Source organism: Vagococcus changpingensis (assembly GCF_058211775.1).
The window spans coordinates 542,821-559,756 of record NZ_JBYVZB010000001.1 but is presented as its reverse complement, the minus strand read 5'-3'; the positions used below and the strand labels follow the sequence as shown (position 1 = coordinate 559,756).

Below are 16,936 nucleotides of genomic sequence, written 5' to 3'. Positions count from 1 at the left end.
AGTTATATGAATGAATCGATACATATCATTTTGACTGCTTTGGTTAGTTGAATCCTTATCTAATCTTCTTATTATCAAAACAAGTAAGAAGACTCTTTTTCTTTTTTATTTCTAAATAACACAAGAAGGTAGTCTTTTATGCTACAATGAAACAGAAAAATAGAAAAAGGATTGGTATAATTATGACAGTACTAGGTATTGATACATCAAATAAAGCGCTAGGTGTCGTACTTGGAGAAGAACAGAATCTCATCTCGTCTTATTACAGTCAAGCAAGTAAAAATCATAGTGAAACATTGATGCCAGCGATTGATTTTTGTGTTCGTGAAAGTCGGTTAGCACCGACAGATATCACTAAAATAATTGTGGCAAAAGGGCCAGGTTCCTATACGGGGTTAAGAATTGGTGTGACAACAGCTAAAACATTAAGTTGGAGCTTGGATGCCTCTTTATATGCTATATCTTCACTTGCTTGTTTAGCAAAAAATATTCAACAAACAACTAAATTAATTGTGCCATTTATGGATGCTAGGCGAGGCTTTTTATATACAGGTGCTTATAAATATGACGGCTCTAAATTAATGAATGTTATTGAAGATCAATATATATCATTTGAAGAGTGGACTAAAATCTTACTAAGTTATGGAGAATCGATTGTTTTTATCGGAGAAGATTTTGGTAAATTACAAAGTTTATTTGAAACATTTTCCCTTGAAGCAGAAATCGAGTTAATCATTCAACCTTCTAATCCAGCTGTTATGTTGGAATTAGAATATCTTATGGAAGAAATAACAGATATCGATGTCTTTGTTCCAACTTATTTGAAAAAAGTTGAAGCAGAAGAAGAATGGTTAAAAAAACAGTATGGGGAAGTTGAAACACAGTCTTACGTTGAACGTTTAAGTTAATCAATGAGGGGTGATGTTATGATTGAAGCGGATTTGGAATTTCAAATAGCCAAAATAACTGACATTATGGCGTTTCAGCAATTATTAAAAAATGTTTACGATGGTGAGTCTCCTTGGAGTACGGCTATTTTGTGGATGGAACTAAGTAAAAAAAAGTATGGTCGGTACATCAAAGCACAATTAAATCATGAATTAGTCGGATTTGGTGGTATTCGGATAGAGTGTGATGATGCTCATGTTACGAATATTGCTGTATTGAAAAATTACCAATTACAAGGTATTGGAACGCAGATTCTTCATCAATTAAGAAAAGAAGCAGTTAAAATGAATTGTTTAACCATGAGTTTAGAAGTAAGAGCATCTAACCATCAAGCCATTTCAGTATATCGAGTATTTGGATTTAAACAAATTGGTGTGAAAGAAAATTATTATATTTCTTCGAATGAAGATGCAATTGAAATGTCTTTAAGACTTTAGGACGTGAGTTATGAATAATAAAAATTTGGCTAGGCAGTTAAAAAAAGTAAGTGATACTATTTTTGAACATGGCAGCCCATGGACTGAATCACAGTTTGAATCACAACTTATGCAAGCAAATACTGAAATCATTTACCATTGTGAAGATGATGAAATGATAGGGTACATCATTTGTCAAAGAGTATTGGATGAAGCTGAATTATTATTGATAGGCGTTATCCCTAGTTATAAACATCGAGGAATTGCAACACAATTGTTGAAAGATATGTGTCAACGATTAAAACAGAAAAAAGTGTCACACTTATTTTTAGAAGTGAGAGTCAAAAATATAGAAGCAATTTCTTTTTATGATAAACACGGTTTTAAAGAGTTAGGAATACGAAAAAATTATTACAAACACCCAAGTGATGATGCGAAAATAATGCAGTTAGAGATTTAGGAAGTGAAAAAATGGAAAAAAAAGAAATATATATTATTGCAATAGAAAGTAGTTGTGATGAAACAAGCGTTGCTGTTGTTAAAAATGGCAATGATATTTTATCTAATATTGTTGCATCTCAAATAAATAGCCACAAGCGATTTGGTGGAGTGGTTCCAGAAGTCGCTAGTCGTCATCATGTAGAACAAATTATACAGTGTATGTCATTAGCTATAGATGAAGCTAATATCACAGTTTCTGATTTGTCGGCTGTTGCAGTAACTTATGGACCTGGATTAGTAGGGTCTTTATTGATTGGGATTACTGCAGCAAAATCATTTGCATGGGCAAATGATTTACCACTTATTCCCGTTAATCATATGGCTGGTCACATCTATGCAGCTCGCTTTGTGGAAGAGATGACATTTCCTTTAATGGCATTACTTGTAAGTGGTGGACACACTGAACTTGTGTATATGACTGAACATGGTGAATTTGAAGTCATTGGTGAAACACGAGATGATGCAGCAGGAGAAGCTTATGATAAAGTAGGTAGAGTATTAGGATTAACCTATCCTAGTGGAAAAGAAATTGACGAACTAGCTCACAAAGGTCAGGATAATTATCATTTCCCAAGAGGCATGATAAAAGAAGATAATTTTGATTTTAGTTTTAGTGGACTAAAAAGTTCAGTGATTAACCTGGTGCACAATGCCAAACAACGTGACGAAGTACTTTGTGATGTTGATTTAGCAGCAAGTTTTCAGCAAAGTGTGATTGATGTTTTAGTCGATAAAACTATAAGAGCTTGTAAAGTGTATGATGTGAAGCAATTAATTGTCGCAGGTGGTGTCGCTGCTAACAAGGGGCTTAGAGATACCTTGAAAATTGAATTAGCAAAAGAATTACCAAATGTGACACTAGTTGTGCCACCAATTAGTTTATGTGGAGACAACGCAGCAATGATTGGAGCAGCTGGATTTGTGGAGTATCAAAAACAGCATGTTTCTGATTGGCATTTAAATGCTAAACCAAGTTTAACACTATAATTTGTTAAGAGTAACAGGAAACTGTTACTCTTTTGCGTTAATAAGACAAGATATAATAAAGCATTAAAATTTAACGCTTTAACTTGAATTATCAATGAAATAAAGAGAAAATAGAGGTTGGATGAATTATATAAAGAATGAGGTAGACGTCATGAACAATCAGCCAATCGGTTTTTTGGATTCTGGTGTAGGAGGATTAACAGTTGTAAGAGAAGCATTAAAACAACTACCAAATGAGACACTGTATTACATTGGAGATACTGCTAGATGTCCATATGGACCACGTCCAGTTGAACAAATTAAGGAATTCACATGGGATATGGTTCACTTTTTATTAAAAAAGAATGTCAAAATGATTGTGATTGCATGTAATACTGCAACTGCTGTCGCTTTGGAAGAAATTAAAGAGTCATTAGATATTCCTGTTGTAGGGGTAATAGTCCCAGGATCTCGAGCTGCTTTACGAGAAACGCATAATGGACGTATTGGTGTCATCGGAACGGTTGGAACGATAAATAGTGAAGAATATACCAAAGAAATAAAACGTAAGTCATTAAATGTTAATGTATTAGGGCTTGCTTGCCCAAAATTTGTTCCTATTGTAGAAAGTCATGAGTATCAATCAACTATCGCTAAAAAAGTTGTAGCTGAAACGTTGGAGTATTTTAAGACATCAGACATCGATACGTTAGTAATGGGATGTACTCATTACCCATTATTAAAACCATTTATTAAAGATGTCATGGGAAAAAAGGTTAAATTAATTGATTCAGGAGCTGAAACAATTACTGAAGTGAGTGTGTTACTTGATTATTATGAAATAGCAGCCCTACCAGATACAACATTAAAAGATCACCAATTTTACACAACAGGATCGGTTCGAAACTTTGAAAAAATCAGTTCTGATTGGTTGTCATTAGAAAACATAATAGTAGAACATGTAGATATTACACGTATGGGAGATTAGAAAATGAGACATGATAAACGAAAAAATAATGAAATGAGAAAAGTATCTTTTGTATTAGACTATTTAGATTATCCTGAAGGGTCAGTTTTAGTTAGTTTTGGAAATACAAAGGTTATTGTTAATGCAACGATAGAAAACTCTGTTCCTCCATTTTTAAGAGAGACAGGAACAGGATGGGTAACGGCCGAATATAGTATGTTACCACGAGCAACGCATACTCGAAATAGACGGGAAAGTAGCAAGGGTAAACTAACAGGTCGTACAATGGAAATACAACGATTGATTGGTCGATCACTACGTTCGGTGATTGATTTGAAAAAATTAGGTGAACGCTCGATTGTAATTGATTGCGATGTGATTCAAGCAGATGGAGGTACTAGAACAGCTAGTATTACGGGTGCATTTTTAGCCTTAAAAATGGCAGTAGACACTTTAGTAGAAAGCGGAGAATTAACAGAAAATCCAATTACATCTTACTTGGCTGCGATTAGTGTGGGGTTAAATCACTACGGAGAAGTAATCACAGATTTAGATTATGAAGAAGATTCAGCAGCTCAAGTTGATTGTAATGTTGTGATGACAGAAAAATTAGAATTAATTGAGATTCAAGGGACAGGTGAAGAGGCAACCTTTACAAGAGGAGAGTTGAATCAATTATTAGATTATGCTGAAAAAAGCGTGACAGAACTTATTCGCTTGCAAAAAAATGCGTTAGCGTTAAGAAATGTTGCGAAAAAACAAGAAGCACCTGTTTTGAACAATCATTTATTAATTGCGACAAGAAATGAAGGAAAAGCAAAAGAGTTTGTTGACTTATTTAAATCAAGAGGATACGAGATTAAAACATTACTTGATTATCCAGAAATGGCAGATATTGAAGAAACAGGAAAAACATTTGAAGAAAATGCTCGACTAAAAGCAGAAGGGATTGCTAAAGAGTTACATTGCTTGGTTTTAGCAGATGATTCTGGTTTAAAAGTAGATGCGTTGGGTGGACAACCAGGCGTTTATTCAGCAAGATATGCAGGGGAGAGAAAAAGTGATGCAGCGAATAATGCTAAGTTATTACATGAATTAACTGATATACCAATGAATGAACGTACAGCACAGTTTCATTGTACGCTAGTACTTGCTGAACCAGGAAAAGAAAGTTTGGTGGTATCAGGCGAATTATCAGGTATGATTGGGCGTATTCCACGTGGAAATAATGGGTTTGGTTATGATCCATTATTTATTATTCCAGAAACAGATAAAACCTTAGCAGAAATGACGGCAGATGAAAAAAACAAGATTAGTCATCGAGCAAAGGCTTTACATGAATTGGATAAAAAAATAGATACTTGGTTAGGAGAGAAAAGTAAATGAAATATTTAATTGTGAGTGATAATCATGGTGTGGTATCTTATTTAGAAGATATAAAAGCAAAATGGTTAAATGATGTGGATTATTTTTTTCATTGTGGGGACTCGGAATTATCTCCTAAGGACGATATTTGGTCAACGTTTCATGTTGTGCGTGGAAATTGTGACTATTATCAGGAATACGATACTGTTGAAGTTATAGAGACATCAGAAGATAAAGTTTTATTAACACATGGGCATTTATTTAACGTGAATATGACATTTGATAAATTACTCTATCAGGCTGAAGAAGTACAGGCAAACATCGTATTATATGGACATACACATCAGTTATTTGTGGACATGGTCGATGATATTTTGTTGTTAAACCCAGGTAGTATTTCTCAACCACGGGGTAAGTATAGCTATTTAAAGACATATGCTATCATTACACACCAATCAGATGGATATTTAGTTGAATATTATAATGAAAGACATGAATTACAAAAAGAATTAACCCATTTCTTTTTAATGGATTAGTGATTTAAGGTGTATGGAGGAAATGATATGATTGGATCGACCGTAAAAAAATTATTGTTAGAAAATGAAGCAGATTTTTTAATATCCGCAGAAAATGTGGCGACATTAAATGAAATAAATTCACTTGAACATGCTCTACTTGTTTTAACGAAAATAGGGTATTCTCGAGTACCAGTTTTAAATAAAGAAGAACAATTAGTAGGTTTGGTTTCTTTGTCCCAAGTAGTTGATCAAATGTTTGGGATAGAAGATTTTGAACCACAAAATTTGTCTGGTAAAAAAGTATCTGATGTAATGGATACCAATGTTTCACCTGCACAATTACCGATAGATTTAGAAAAAACACTTCATTTATTAGTTAATAATAATTTTATTCCTGTTGTGAATAAAGACAATCAATTTATGGGGATCATTACGAGAAAAGAAATATTAAAAGCTGTTAATCATTTGGCACATGAATTAGAAACGGAATATAACGTGATGATGAAATAAGTAAGGGGGACATATATGGAACGTATTTCAGAAGATGAGTTGATTCGAATTAGAAGAAAGTTACATCAAATACCAGAAATTGGCCTGGAAGAAGAAAAAACTTCGACCTATTTACTAGAAAACATCTATGCATTACCTCAAGATAGATTGATTATTAAAGTACAAGATACTGCTATTATAGTGATTGTTAAGGGGAGAAACCCATCAAAGACGATTGCTTGGCGTACAGATATGGATGCATTACCAATATTAGAAAACACTGATTTAGCATTTCAATCAACACATGAAGGCGTTATGCATGCATGCGGTCATGATTTCCATATGACCATTGCCTTAGGATTATTAAAAAATGTGGTGAATGCCCAATTAAATAATGATGTGGTTTTCTTTTTTCAACCAGCTGAAGAAAATAAAAGTGGTGCTAAAATATATACAGATAATCATTTTTTAGATGTAGCAATGATTGATGAAATCTATGGATTACACGTGAGCCCAACATTACCAGTAGGAAGTGTTTCAACGTGTGTGGGAACATTGTTTGCTGGAGATTGTGGGTTTAGTGTTCGTTTTTACGGAAAAGAAAGCCACGCAGCATTACCTCATGAAGGAAATGATATGATTGTTGCAGTGTCATCGTTTGTTCAACAAATTCAAACTATTGTGAGTCGAAATGTTAATCCAATGGAATCAGCTGTTATTACCTTTGGGCAACTCAATGCTGGTGTTGCGAGCAATGTTTTACCTGGGTCAGCTGATTTAACTGGAACGATTCGAACATTGACACATGAGATGACTGATTTAGTTGTTCAGCGTGTAAAAGATATTGCAAAAGGTATTGAGATTTCCTATCAGTGTAAAGTCGATATTAATTTTGATCAGCTTGGATATGTTCCAGTTGTAAACAATTACTTTACGACAAAAAAATTAATTGATTTTTTTAATGAACAACAAAATATTCTATTTGAAGCAGCCACTCCATTGATGACGGCTGAAGATTTTGGTTATTTATTAAAGCAAATACCAGGGACAATGTTTTGGCTTGGAGTGGACAGCCAATATGGACTACACCATCCATCATTTAATCCTCATGAGTCTGCTTTAATAAAGGGCGTAACACTGATGACTGATTATTTTATATCGCAAGATTAATAATGGTAGAGTCTCCTACCTAATAGTAGAAGACTCTATCACTATGTTATAGTTTAAGGTTAAGCGGTGTAGAAGGAAGTTTTATGCCTGCTTTTGTTAAAGCTTCAATGTAAGCCGTCATCATTTGTGTTTTGACTCCAAATTGAGACCCACTAATAGCATAAACAGTTGAACGAATAGCGAAATAACCATTACCTAAATCAACTAATCCAACAAGGTTAGGCTCAGAACGGATATCGGTTAAATTAATAATTTGTTCTTCATTAATTGATTTCATAATAGCCATTATTTGATCAATATCATCGGTTGGGTTAACTCTGATATCTACTACAACTAATTGATTGCCTCTAGATAAGTTACTAACAATAAGGATTTGGCGATTAGGTATATAGTTCATTGTCCCATTAAAACTTTTAATACGAGTAGTGCGTAGTCCAATATCATTGACAATTCCTTCAATATCATCAATTACAACATGATCACCTACATCTAATTGACGTTCATAAATAATAAAAAATCCTGTTAATACATCATTAATAAACCCTTGTGCTCCAAGACCAATAGCGATACCGGCAATTCCAGCCCCAGCTATTAATGATCCAACAGGGACACCTATAATGGTCAAGAATGAATAGATACCTATGAAAAATAAACTATACTGTACTGCATTGCGGGATAAGGTTCTTAACGTATGCATTCTATTTTCGCTAAAATTATCTTTCTTTTTATTGTTATTCTTAAATGATTTATCAATCACTTTAAATAAGATTTTACGAATAATCGTCAGTAATAGTAAAACGATTAAAATTAAGATAGCCTTATTAATAACCGAAGCAATTATTTTATTCCAGTCAAGTTGATTCAAAAAATGATTGATCCCTCTCACATTTTTTGCAGCCTCATTTAGTACTTCTGGTGTCTGAGAACTTGTTGTTGTTTCTTGCAAAATAAACACTCCTTTCATATCAAGCATTACTTACTATAATAATGTATAAATTGTTGTGAAATCAAGTAGATAATGGTATTCTATTGTTAGTAATTTACAAGAGAGGTAGGAGATGTTTTATATGACAGGGACCGAAGTAGCCGCTATAATAGCAGCTGTAGCGTTTGCAGTATTAGTAGTAGTGCTAGTCATTTTTTTATTGCAATTAAATAAAAATATAACCAAATCAATGGAAAAAGTTAATGGAATTTTAGATGAGGCGGACAAAACTGTCACAGTTTTAACACAAGATGTTGATATACTGTTAAAACAAAGTGAGGATTTATTAGTCATTGGAAATGATTTACTATCTGATGTGACGCAAAAAGTAGAAACAATTGATCCACTATTTCATGCAGTAGCTGATTTAAGTGAAAGCGTATCAGAATTAAACAGTTCAAGCAAAACAATATTATCAAAAGTAGGGGAAGCAAGTAAGACAGCAGCTACTGCAACAGTTGTGGGAAAGGCAGCACAAACAGCTTCTCACTTGTTTAAGAAAAATAAATAGAATAATATTAGGAGGAAATAGCATGTCCAAAAAATCAAGTGGCTTTTTAGCAGGTGCAGTTATTGGAGGAGTAGCAGCAGCAACAGCAGCTCTTTTATTAGCACCAACCAGTGGAAAAAAATTGAGAAAAGATTTAATAGAACAATTAGATGACTTATCTGATGGTAAAGCAAGTGAATTAGTTGATTTAGCTCAAGAAAAAGGGGTTGAATTAGGAGAGTTAGCAAAAGAAAAAACTGCTGAATACCCTTGGGTAGGAGAACAGATTTCCCAATTGAAAGATGATTCTTCTGAGTTATTAGATAATTTTAAAAATCAAACACAAACGTTGAGTGAAGGTTTTCAAACTAATTCTGATAAACTAAAGTCCACTGTAAACCCTATTATAGAAGATGATATTGTGTTAAGTGCTGATGATATTGCATATGATGTAACTGAAGCAATTGATGATAGACAAAAATAGTAGCCAAAGCAACGATGATAACCTTTCGTCGTTGCTTTTTTGTTTCGTTTTATATATTAAAAAAGTTAGTGGCTTGTTATTAAAATATGAGCATTATATGGAAGAATTACAGATTATTATTAATTTAAAGAATGATAAATTATATGATAATCATCTCATGTAAAGATTGGAATAGTTTGTTATTTTAAGAAAAGCTCTGTGAATTTTTTAGTGAAAAAATGTCTCATAATTTTTAACTATGTTATAATGACTAAGTTAAAAAAATTTTTAGGGAGTTTTTATGTTATGAAAAAGTTAAAAGTTCAAGATTTGATTTCTATAGGTGTGTATGCAACAGTCTATTTTTTTACAGTATTTATTGCCACGATGTTGATGCGTTTTACCGTGCCGGTTTTTCATAGTTTGCTTGTTCCGAGCATGTCAGCACTTATTTCTGGCACAATATACCTTATTGTGGTAAATAAAATACCAAAATTTGGTGCAATTACTATTGTTGGGTCTGTTATGGCTGTTTTCTTTTTTGCTTTTGGATACTTTCCGTTAGCGTTCTTACCTAGTTTTTTATTTCCTTTGTTAGCTGACTTTGTTCAAACTAAAACAAAAATAGCAGATAAACCCAAAATAATGTTGAGTTATACTATTTTTAGTTTTGGTTTGACTGGTCCTATTTTACCACTTTGGTTTATGAGAGATGCTTATATAGATTCTTTATTAGCTAAAGGAAAAGATATGACTTATGTTAATAGCGTTTTTGAGGGAGTTAGTACTGCTAGTTTTTTTGTATCAATGATATTAGTCGTGATTACAAGTTTTGTGGGACTTAAAATTGGGCAGATTATTTATAATAAACATTTTGCAAAATAAATAAGTTAGAGGTGGATTGGTTTTGAAAAATAATAGATATATTATATTTGATCCAAGAAGTAAATTAGTGACCGTTATTTTTGCCAGTTTAATCTTAATGTCACGAGCCAATCCATCAATGGAACTTATTTTTATGGTATTTATGACCTGTTTATTGTGTTTGAGTGGTTCGATAAAAAAAGCGATGGTCATATTTATGAGTTATATTGCATTAGTTTTTCTCACAACACAGTTCTTTCATGAGATTACAGGAGTATTATCCGCTATAATCTCATTTATTTTAGTTGTCTATAAAAGTTTGCTTCCACCAGTTGCCGCAGGAATGTTTGCAACACAAAATACCTCTGTAGGTGAGTGGGTAGCTGCTATGAAAAAATGGCATATGCCGAACTTTTTAATTATTCCTTTTATTGTCATTTGTCGTTTTTTTCCGACACTACGTCATGATTTTAAATCAATTAGACAGGCTATGAAATTTAGAGGGATTTATTTATCTTTTTCTCAAGTGGTTAAACATCCTATTCAAACAATGGAATATTTTTTAGTTCCAATTTTAAAGCAAGTTGATTATACAGCTCAAGAATTATCTGCTACAGCACTTGTGCGTGGTTTGGGATATGAAGGCCAGCGTACGAGTGTTATCTCGATTAGATTAAAGGTTCAAGACTATTTACTACTGGCAAGTTTATTGGTATTGTTATTAATTGAGGGAGGTGTTATATTATGATTCATTTTGACCATGTTAACCTCTTAAGAGATGATAAAACTGTGTTAAAAGACATTCAGTTATCAATCAATACTGGTGAAGTAGTTGTATTAACTGGAGAAAGTGGCAGTGGGAAAAGCTCGCTTATTAGTCTACTAAATGGTTTAATCCCCGAATTGTACGAAGGTGAAGTAACCGGTGATGCAACTGTATTAGAAACAAGTTTACCACCATTAGATTTTAATCACTATGTAAAAGATATAGGGGTAGTATTTCAAAACCCTAAAACGCAGTTTTTCACTACTTCTGTATTTAGTGAATTGGCTTTTTCAATGGAGAATTATGGAGTACCTGCTAATCAGATTGAGACTCGTATAGATGACATTATAGAATTGTTCAATTTGAGAGAGTTGATAGGAAAAAAAGTAACGGAACTCTCAGGCGGACAAAAGCAGCGGATAGCCTTTGCATCAGCTTGTATGCTACCACATCGTTTGTTTTTATTTGATGAACCGTCTAGCAATCTTGATTATTCAACAATCAAACAACTATCATCTTATTTATCAATTTTAAAGCAACAAGGTTGTACATTAATTATTGCAGAACATCGTCTGTTTTATTTAACACATTTAGCAGATAGATATATTGTGTTAAATAAGGGAAAGGTTTGCTATAATTTACCTTCTGAAGACTTCTATTCACTCTTTCCAACTATTCAGAAAGAGATGGGTTTGCGTACGTTAAATGAGCCAAGTGAATTATTAATAAATAACTGTTCTAAAGAAGTAATTCATTCTTCTAAACTTCATATAATGAATCTTAATTTTCATTATAAGCATTCAAATACTATCCTTAGCATAGACGACTTATCGCTTGATACGTCACATATCACGGGATTAATCGGTCAGAATGGTTCTGGAAAAACAACTTTTGTTCAAATGTTAACAGGATTGTTATCTGATAATTGTCAAAGATCCAAGTTTTTAATTGATGGTGTACCATTATCTGCTAAAGAACGCCTTAATCGTAGTTTTCTTGTTATGCAAGATGTGAATTTGCAATTATTTTTTGAAACTGTAGAAAAAGAATTATTAGTGCAATCGAAGAGAAAAGAGTTGTTTGATGAAGTTGTTGAGGAATTAAGTTTAGGGTCTTTATTACAGTTACACCCTCAAAACTTGTCTGGTGGTGAAAAACAACGTGTAGCTATAGCCAGTGCTATTTTATCTGGTAAAGAATGGATTATATTAGATGAGCCAACAAGCGGCTTAGACTATCGTCACATGGTTTCTGTTAGCCAATTATTGAAAAAAGTTCAGTCATATGGCTTATTTGTTTTAGTCATCAGTCATGATAATGAATTTTTAACCAAAACAGCGTCACATATTTTACAAATGAAAGATGGTAAAATAGTGAGTTAATTTACCATTTTATGGTGGAAAGGAGTGTCTATCTTGTTAAATATGACCGTATTTTTTTATGTCATTTGTGTTGGAGTTCCACTAGTCTGTTTTTTATATTGGAATTATTTTAGACCAACTAGTTTATGGAATGGCTTTTTCTTTTTAATCTCTTCAGGAATGCTCTATCTATCGTTTATTCTATTATTGGATAAAGTTAATGAAAATATTGCACTTGTCTTTTTAATTCCGGCTATCTTAGTTATTTTATTTTTAAGTGTGTTAGGATTAAGTTCTAGTATTGTTGGATTATTTTGGAACGAAAAAGTTTTATTAAAAAGAGAGGGACGCTCATTTAGTAATTTGGTCCCTTTGATTGTTGCCTTAGGTTTATTAGGTGTTCAGATATTAATATTATTTGTTACGTTTTATTCAGGGAACATTTTTATAACAACATTATTAGGTTTTTTAACTGTAACATTATCCTATCTTATTTTTTTGTTTATTATGTATGGGACAACAGCCATTTTATATAATTATTTTCCCATTACCAAAAAAGTAGATTATATCATTATTTTAGGTGCTGGATTAATTGATGGTGAGCGTGTGACCCCTTTATTAGCTAGTCGAATTGATCGGGGAATAGCGCTGTATGTTAGACAAAAAAGAAAATATGGACATGAACCAACGATTATTTTGTCTGGGGGTAAAGGTTCAGATGAAAAAATATCAGAAGCACAAGCGATGAAAGACTATTTGGATTCATTACCAGTCATTGTAAAAACAGTTTATTTGGAAGAACAGTCAACAAATACGCAGGAAAATATTAAGTTCTCTGAAAAACTTGCTGGGGTAAGAGATGGCATTAGTGACTTTAAAGATAAACAGGTTGTGATTGCAACCAATAATTATCATTTATTGCGTGCTGGAAAAATAGCAGCACGTTTGGGCGTACAGGCTAGAGGTGTAGGTTCTAAGACAAAACTGTATTATTTACCGGCTGCATTTATTCGTGAATATGTAGGGTATTTAGTGATGACAAAACGAAAACATCTACTTTTCATAGGATTTTTCTTTGTTATTTTTTTATTACAGTTAATAATATATTTTATAGCGAATTAATCTATTGAATTAAGGTCACTTTTAGGAACAGTGTATTAAGATTACTCCTAAAGGATGACCCTTTTTCATCTAATTGGTTAAAGAGAAGGTTATTGAAATAAAAAATTGCAAGGGATAATTTTTTATCTTTAGTAAATTAAATGACATAGTGCTATAATAAACATTACGAAATAATGATGAGGTGACATGATGGATTGGAAAGAAACATATTCGACGTGGAAACAATTTAGAGAGTTGGAAACAACTTTAAAAGATAATTTAAATCAATTAGAGAAAAATGAAAACGAATTACAGGAGGCGTTTTATGCTCCTCTAGAGTTTGGTACAGCTGGTATGCGAGGAATATTAGGTGTTGGTATTAATCGTATGAACATTTATACCGTTCGACAAGCAGCAAACGGTTTAGCATTATTTATTAGTACATTAGGTGAAGACGCAAAAAAAAGAGGTGTTGCGATTGCGTATGATTCAAGACATCAATCTCCTGAATTTGCGATGGAATCAGCTAAGACTTTAGCTAGTCACGGCATCAAATCATATGTATTTGAGAGTTTAAGACCGACGCCTGAGTTATCATTTGCTGTACGTTATTTTGGCTGTGTAGCTGGAATTATGATTACTGCCAGTCATAATCCTGCCAATTATAATGGATTTAAAGTGTATGGTGAAGACGGGGCTCAAATGCCACCACAAGATGCCGATAAGGTGACTGAATTTGTTCGTAGTGTGGCAAATCCACTTGAAATAGAAATCATTGATGATAGCCAGTCAAACGATTTTATCACTATAATTGGTAAAGAAGTAGACGATAGTTATTTGAAAGACATATTAACTGTTACCATTGATGATGAATTAATTAATAGAAGCGGTTCAAAATTAAATATGGTCTTTACTCCACTTCATGGGACAGGCAAAATGCTAGGTGAGCGTGCCTTATCACAAATTGGCTTTACAAATGTTTCATTAGTAGAAGAGCAAGCGATTGCGGATCCAAATTTTACTACTGTAACATCTCCTAACCCAGAAGAATTATCTGCTTTTGAATATGCTATTCGTTTGGGTGAAGAATTATCAGCTGACTTATTAGTGGCCACTGATCCAGATGCGGATCGATTGGGAGCAGCAGTAAAACTGCCAAATGGCGAGTATCGTGTGTTGACTGGAAATCAATTAGCCAGTTTAATGGTTCATTATATTTTAACTAAAAAAAACGAGAAACAAGAATTACCTGAGAACGGTCTAGTCTTAAAATCAATTGTTTCGAGCGAATTACCAACACGTATTTGTGAAAAATATGACGTTGAAATGAAAAATGTTTTGACTGGTTTTAAATTTATTGCGGAACAAATTAAAGAAGCCCAAAGAACACAATCAAATGAATTTCTGTTTGGTTTTGAAGAAAGTTATGGTTATTTAGTCAAACCATTTGTTCGTGATAAAGATGCGATTCAAGCATTGGTTTTATTAGCAGAGATGGCGACTTACTACATGGAAAAAAATCAAACATTATATGATGCTTTATTAGAAATCTACAAAGAATTTGGTTATTTTAAAGAAAAAACCATTTCAGTAACAAAATCAGGGATGGAAGGATTAAAAGAAATTACTCGCTTGATGCAAGACATTCGAAATAACTTACCAACCTCATTTGGTGGGATTAAAGTAAACTTCACGGAAGATTATTCTGTTGGTAAAAGAATGCTTTCTGATGGTAAAATAGAATTGCTAGATTTGCCAAATGCTAATGTTCTAAAATTCTTTTTAGAAGATGGTAGCTGGATTGCGATTAGACCTTCTGGAACGGAACCAAAAATTAAGTTTTATATTGGTGCTGTCGATGAAACGCAAGAAGCTGTTGACAATAAAATGGATAGATTTGGTGAAGAGCTAGCAAAATATCGTGATTAAGGGGGAGTTATCGATATGAAAGAATTAAATCCTCAAACGATTCAACAAACAAGTCGTTTTTTTAAAACAATCGGAGATTCTACTCGTTTAAAAATTCTTGTAGCACTATCTGAAAAAGAAATGAATGTTAGTAGTATTACTGAATTTTTAGATATGGAGCAATCTGCTGTTTCTCATCAATTAAAATTGTTACGAGAAAATCATTTGGTGAAATCACGTAAAGAGGGAAAAAGTGTGGTGTATTGTTTGGATGATAAGCACGTGAAAAGTATCTTATCACAAACATTTGACCATATGAACCACATAAATCATGACTAAATTCATAAGTCTTAAAGGTCGATTGCTTTAAGGCTTAGTTTTTATGTGTAGCAATTAGCATTGTGTTTCTTTGTTCAATACAGTGATTCAATTTTAGTTGTTGGATAATTGAAAACAGTGTAAAGTTATGTTATACTAGCTTAGTTAATAAATAAGGGGGCGTTACGGATTCGACAGGCATAGTTTGAGCTTGAATTGCGCTTCGTAGGTTACGTCTACGTTAAAACGTTACAGTTAAATATAACTGCTAAAAACGAAAACAATACTTTTGCCTTAGCTGCCTAAAAACAGCGGGTAAAGATCCTCTTGGCATCGCCCATGTGCTCAAGTAAGGGTCTCAAATTGAGTGGGATACGCTAAATTTTTCCGTCTGTAAAATTTAGAAGAGATTACCAGACTAGCGAAAGTCACGGCCTGTTATTCGGCAGAGACTTGAGTGAAACTCAAATAGGATAACTATGAGCGTAGATGTTTAAGTGGCAATATGTTTGGACGCGGGTTCGACTCCCGCCGCCTCCATTCCAATAATAAGATAAGACTGTTTAAACCTTGATGTATCAATGATATGTCAGAGTTTAGCAGTCTTATTTTTGGTTTCTTTTTTTATAAAAAACTCCTTTTTTAAAAGTGTGCTATAATAAAAGAAGAAGGGATTGATTTAATTTGTCTAAAGGATTAGTTTCTATAGGTTCGATTATTGATTACCCTACCGTTCACGAGAAACATGTTATTGGTAAAGTAGAATTGATTTTAAAAAATACCGTTGTTGTGAGGGATAGGTTTGAGGATACTCATCTCGTTCTGATTAAAACGCTAGAAGAGGACGGGATGACAGTAGATGATGAAACCTATGTGTACAAGAATAGGTATAGTCGAAGTTAAGTTAGTTAAACCACTTAGAATTGTGGTTTTTATTTTTGTTTTTTTATAGAGAAAATAAAATTTGTCTCTCTTTTTATGCAATAAAATAAGCATTTACCATTAATAGTTATTAAAAGGTAAATGCTCTTCAGTACGAACTGGTGTCATCCATTAGGTCGTTACTCCTTATGCAATTTTTTGTAATTCATGTACTGCGTTTTGAATAGTAGTACCAGTAGCCAATTTAGTTTCATCATCTTTTAGAAAAACGATAAATAAGTTTAACTCAGTGTCTAAAGTTACACGGTACTCTATTGTAGTGTTATTGAATGTCATATAGCATTCTCCTTTCTTAATCGTAACGAAAGGCAACTAAAACGTTCATAACGAAATTCCATTTATAAGTATATCATTTAAAAAGTATCATTGCAACTAATAGTTTAAAGAAAAAGATCATT

Annotated in this window: 20 protein-coding genes and 1 other RNA gene; 19 read left to right on the top strand and 2 right to left on the bottom strand. The window is 33.0% G+C overall.

Features of this window, described 5'->3' with window-relative positions:
* Nucleotides 1-182 precede the first annotated feature (182 nt).
* The 9 genes from tsaB to AC37UB_RS02750 all read left to right on the top strand — a co-directional run bounded on the left by tsaB (nt 183) and on the right by AC37UB_RS02750 (nt 7,340).
* Nucleotides 183-908, top strand: a complete 726-nt coding sequence (tsaB, locus tag AC37UB_RS02790) for a tRNA (adenosine(37)-N6)-threonylcarbamoyltransferase complex dimerization subunit type 1 TsaB (RefSeq protein WP_158559426.1) — start codon at nt 183-185, stop codon at nt 906-908.
* An 18-nt stretch (nt 909-926) separates the two neighbouring features.
* Nucleotides 927-1,385 (top strand): ribosomal protein S18-alanine N-acetyltransferase, encoded by a 459-nt coding sequence (gene rimI / locus AC37UB_RS02785; protein WP_241699086.1) that lies wholly within the window; start codon nt 927-929, stop codon nt 1,383-1,385.
* Nucleotides 1,386-1,395: 10 nt separating this feature from the next.
* Entirely contained in the window at nt 1,396-1,824 is a 429-nt protein-coding gene (gene rimI, locus AC37UB_RS02780) for a ribosomal protein S18-alanine N-acetyltransferase (protein WP_117972883.1), read from the top strand.
* An 11-nt stretch (nt 1,825-1,835) separates the two neighbouring features.
* Entirely contained in the window at nt 1,836-2,852 is a 1,017-nt protein-coding gene (tsaD, locus tag AC37UB_RS02775) for a tRNA (adenosine(37)-N6)-threonylcarbamoyltransferase complex transferase subunit TsaD (protein ID WP_117972882.1), read from the top strand.
* 151 nt (nt 2,853-3,003) lie between these two features.
* Nucleotides 3,004-3,819, top strand: coding sequence for a glutamate racemase (gene racE / locus AC37UB_RS02770; RefSeq protein WP_117972881.1), 816 nt, complete (start codon nt 3,004-3,006; stop codon nt 3,817-3,819).
* A 3-nt stretch (nt 3,820-3,822) separates the two neighbouring features.
* Entirely contained in the window at nt 3,823-5,184 is a 1,362-nt protein-coding gene (gene rph, locus AC37UB_RS02765; RefSeq protein WP_117972880.1) for a ribonuclease PH, read from the top strand.
* Complete coding sequence (locus tag AC37UB_RS02760) at nt 5,181-5,699, top strand: metallophosphoesterase (RefSeq protein WP_117972879.1); 519 nt, start codon at nt 5,181-5,183, stop codon at nt 5,697-5,699. Before rph ends, AC37UB_RS02760 begins: the two co-directional genes overlap by 4 nt.
* 27 nt (nt 5,700-5,726) lie before the next feature.
* On the top strand, nt 5,727-6,191 hold the full coding sequence (gene cbpB, locus AC37UB_RS02755) for a cyclic-di-AMP-binding protein CbpB (protein ID WP_117972878.1): 465 nt from the start codon (nt 5,727-5,729) through the stop codon (nt 6,189-6,191).
* 15 nt (nt 6,192-6,206) lie between these two features.
* Nucleotides 6,207-7,340 carry an N-acetyldiaminopimelate deacetylase gene (locus AC37UB_RS02750; protein ID WP_490685301.1) on the top strand — a complete coding sequence of 378 codons (1,134 nt, stop codon included), beginning with the start codon at nt 6,207-6,209 and terminating at the stop codon, nt 7,338-7,340.
* A gap of 46 nt (nt 7,341-7,386) precedes the next feature.
* Here AC37UB_RS02750 and AC37UB_RS02745 read toward each other — a convergent pair whose 3' ends face one another.
* Nucleotides 7,387-8,286, bottom strand: a complete 900-nt coding sequence (locus AC37UB_RS02745) for a mechanosensitive ion channel family protein (protein WP_158559419.1) — start codon at nt 8,284-8,286, stop codon at nt 7,387-7,389.
* Between the two features lie 121 nt (nt 8,287-8,407).
* Between AC37UB_RS02745 and AC37UB_RS02740 the strand changes: the two genes are divergently transcribed.
* From AC37UB_RS02740 to AC37UB_RS02695, 10 genes are all read left to right on the top strand, one after another.
* Entirely contained in the window at nt 8,408-8,836 is a 429-nt protein-coding gene (locus tag AC37UB_RS02740; RefSeq protein ID WP_117972875.1) for a DUF948 domain-containing protein, read from the top strand.
* A gap of 22 nt (nt 8,837-8,858) precedes the next feature.
* Nucleotides 8,859-9,299, top strand: coding sequence for a YtxH domain-containing protein (locus AC37UB_RS02735; protein WP_117972874.1), 441 nt, complete (start codon nt 8,859-8,861; stop codon nt 9,297-9,299).
* Between the two features lie 285 nt (nt 9,300-9,584).
* Nucleotides 9,585-10,163 (top strand): MptD family putative ECF transporter S component, encoded by a 579-nt coding sequence (locus AC37UB_RS02730; protein WP_117972873.1) that lies wholly within the window; start codon nt 9,585-9,587, stop codon nt 10,161-10,163.
* A 22-nt stretch (nt 10,164-10,185) separates the two neighbouring features.
* Nucleotides 10,186-10,890 (top strand): energy-coupling factor transporter transmembrane component T, encoded by a 705-nt coding sequence (locus AC37UB_RS02725; RefSeq protein ID WP_490685300.1) that lies wholly within the window; start codon nt 10,186-10,188, stop codon nt 10,888-10,890.
* Complete coding sequence (locus AC37UB_RS02720; protein ID WP_117972871.1) at nt 10,887-12,290, top strand: ABC transporter ATP-binding protein; 1,404 nt, start codon at nt 10,887-10,889, stop codon at nt 12,288-12,290. The genes AC37UB_RS02725 and AC37UB_RS02720 overlap by 4 nt, the downstream gene beginning before the upstream one ends.
* A gap of 42 nt (nt 12,291-12,332) precedes the next feature.
* A complete protein-coding gene (locus tag AC37UB_RS02715; RefSeq protein WP_233519179.1) occupies nt 12,333-13,391 on the top strand; it encodes a YdcF family protein in 1,059 nt (352 codons plus the stop codon).
* A 189-nt stretch (nt 13,392-13,580) separates the two neighbouring features.
* Nucleotides 13,581-15,299 (top strand): phospho-sugar mutase, encoded by a 1,719-nt coding sequence (locus tag AC37UB_RS02710; protein WP_242093577.1) that lies wholly within the window; start codon nt 13,581-13,583, stop codon nt 15,297-15,299.
* 15 nt (nt 15,300-15,314) lie between these two features.
* Nucleotides 15,315-15,617 (top strand): ArsR/SmtB family transcription factor, encoded by a 303-nt coding sequence (locus AC37UB_RS02705; protein WP_117972868.1) that lies wholly within the window; start codon nt 15,315-15,317, stop codon nt 15,615-15,617.
* Nucleotides 15,618-15,772: 155 nt separating this feature from the next.
* Nucleotides 15,773-16,139: a transfer-messenger RNA gene (ssrA, locus tag AC37UB_RS02700) on the top strand.
* 141 nt (nt 16,140-16,280) lie between these two features.
* Complete coding sequence (locus AC37UB_RS02695) at nt 16,281-16,499, top strand: hypothetical protein (RefSeq protein ID WP_117972867.1); 219 nt, start codon at nt 16,281-16,283, stop codon at nt 16,497-16,499.
* A 165-nt stretch (nt 16,500-16,664) separates the two neighbouring features.
* Here AC37UB_RS02695 and AC37UB_RS02690 read toward each other — a convergent pair whose 3' ends face one another.
* Nucleotides 16,665-16,814: a hypothetical protein gene (locus tag AC37UB_RS02690; RefSeq protein ID WP_199500898.1), complete on the bottom strand. Its 150-nt coding sequence runs from the start codon at nt 16,812-16,814 to the stop codon at nt 16,665-16,667.
* Between the last annotated feature and the right edge of the window lie 122 nt (nt 16,815-16,936).

What these genes read in the sequence shown, in the direction of transcription:
- tsaB (WP_158559426.1), top strand. Translation starts at nt 183, where the DNA reads ATGACAGTACTAGGTATTGATACATCAAATAAAGCGCTAGGTGTCGTA.
- AC37UB_RS02740 (WP_117972875.1), top strand. Translation starts at nt 8,408, where the DNA reads ATGACAGGGACCGAAGTAGCCGCTATAATAGCAGCTGTAGCGTTTGCA.
- AC37UB_RS02730 (WP_117972873.1), top strand. Translation starts at nt 9,585, where the DNA reads ATGAAAAAGTTAAAAGTTCAAGATTTGATTTCTATAGGTGTGTATGCA.
- rph (WP_117972880.1), top strand. Translation starts at nt 3,823, where the DNA reads ATGAGACATGATAAACGAAAAAATAATGAAATGAGAAAAGTATCTTTT.
- AC37UB_RS02705 (WP_117972868.1), top strand. Translation starts at nt 15,315, where the DNA reads ATGAAAGAATTAAATCCTCAAACGATTCAACAAACAAGTCGTTTTTTT.
- AC37UB_RS02690 (WP_199500898.1), bottom strand. Translation starts at nt 16,814, where the DNA reads ATGACATTCAATAACACTACAATAGAGTACCGTGTAACTTTAGACACT.
- AC37UB_RS02750 (WP_490685301.1), top strand. Translation starts at nt 6,207, where the DNA reads ATGGAACGTATTTCAGAAGATGAGTTGATTCGAATTAGAAGAAAGTTA.
- rimI (WP_117972883.1), top strand. Translation starts at nt 1,396, where the DNA reads ATGAATAATAAAAATTTGGCTAGGCAGTTAAAAAAAGTAAGTGATACT.
- AC37UB_RS02760 (WP_117972879.1), top strand. Translation starts at nt 5,181, where the DNA reads ATGAAATATTTAATTGTGAGTGATAATCATGGTGTGGTATCTTATTTA.
- AC37UB_RS02735 (WP_117972874.1), top strand. Translation starts at nt 8,859, where the DNA reads ATGTCCAAAAAATCAAGTGGCTTTTTAGCAGGTGCAGTTATTGGAGGA.
- cbpB (WP_117972878.1), top strand. Translation starts at nt 5,727, where the DNA reads ATGATTGGATCGACCGTAAAAAAATTATTGTTAGAAAATGAAGCAGAT.
- AC37UB_RS02715 (WP_233519179.1), top strand. Translation starts at nt 12,333, where the DNA reads ATGACCGTATTTTTTTATGTCATTTGTGTTGGAGTTCCACTAGTCTGT.
- racE (WP_117972881.1), top strand. Translation starts at nt 3,004, where the DNA reads ATGAACAATCAGCCAATCGGTTTTTTGGATTCTGGTGTAGGAGGATTA.
- tsaD (WP_117972882.1), top strand. Translation starts at nt 1,836, where the DNA reads ATGGAAAAAAAAGAAATATATATTATTGCAATAGAAAGTAGTTGTGAT.
- rimI (WP_241699086.1), top strand. Translation starts at nt 927, where the DNA reads ATGATTGAAGCGGATTTGGAATTTCAAATAGCCAAAATAACTGACATT.
- AC37UB_RS02720 (WP_117972871.1), top strand. Translation starts at nt 10,887, where the DNA reads ATGATTCATTTTGACCATGTTAACCTCTTAAGAGATGATAAAACTGTG.
- AC37UB_RS02710 (WP_242093577.1), top strand. Translation starts at nt 13,581, where the DNA reads ATGGATTGGAAAGAAACATATTCGACGTGGAAACAATTTAGAGAGTTG.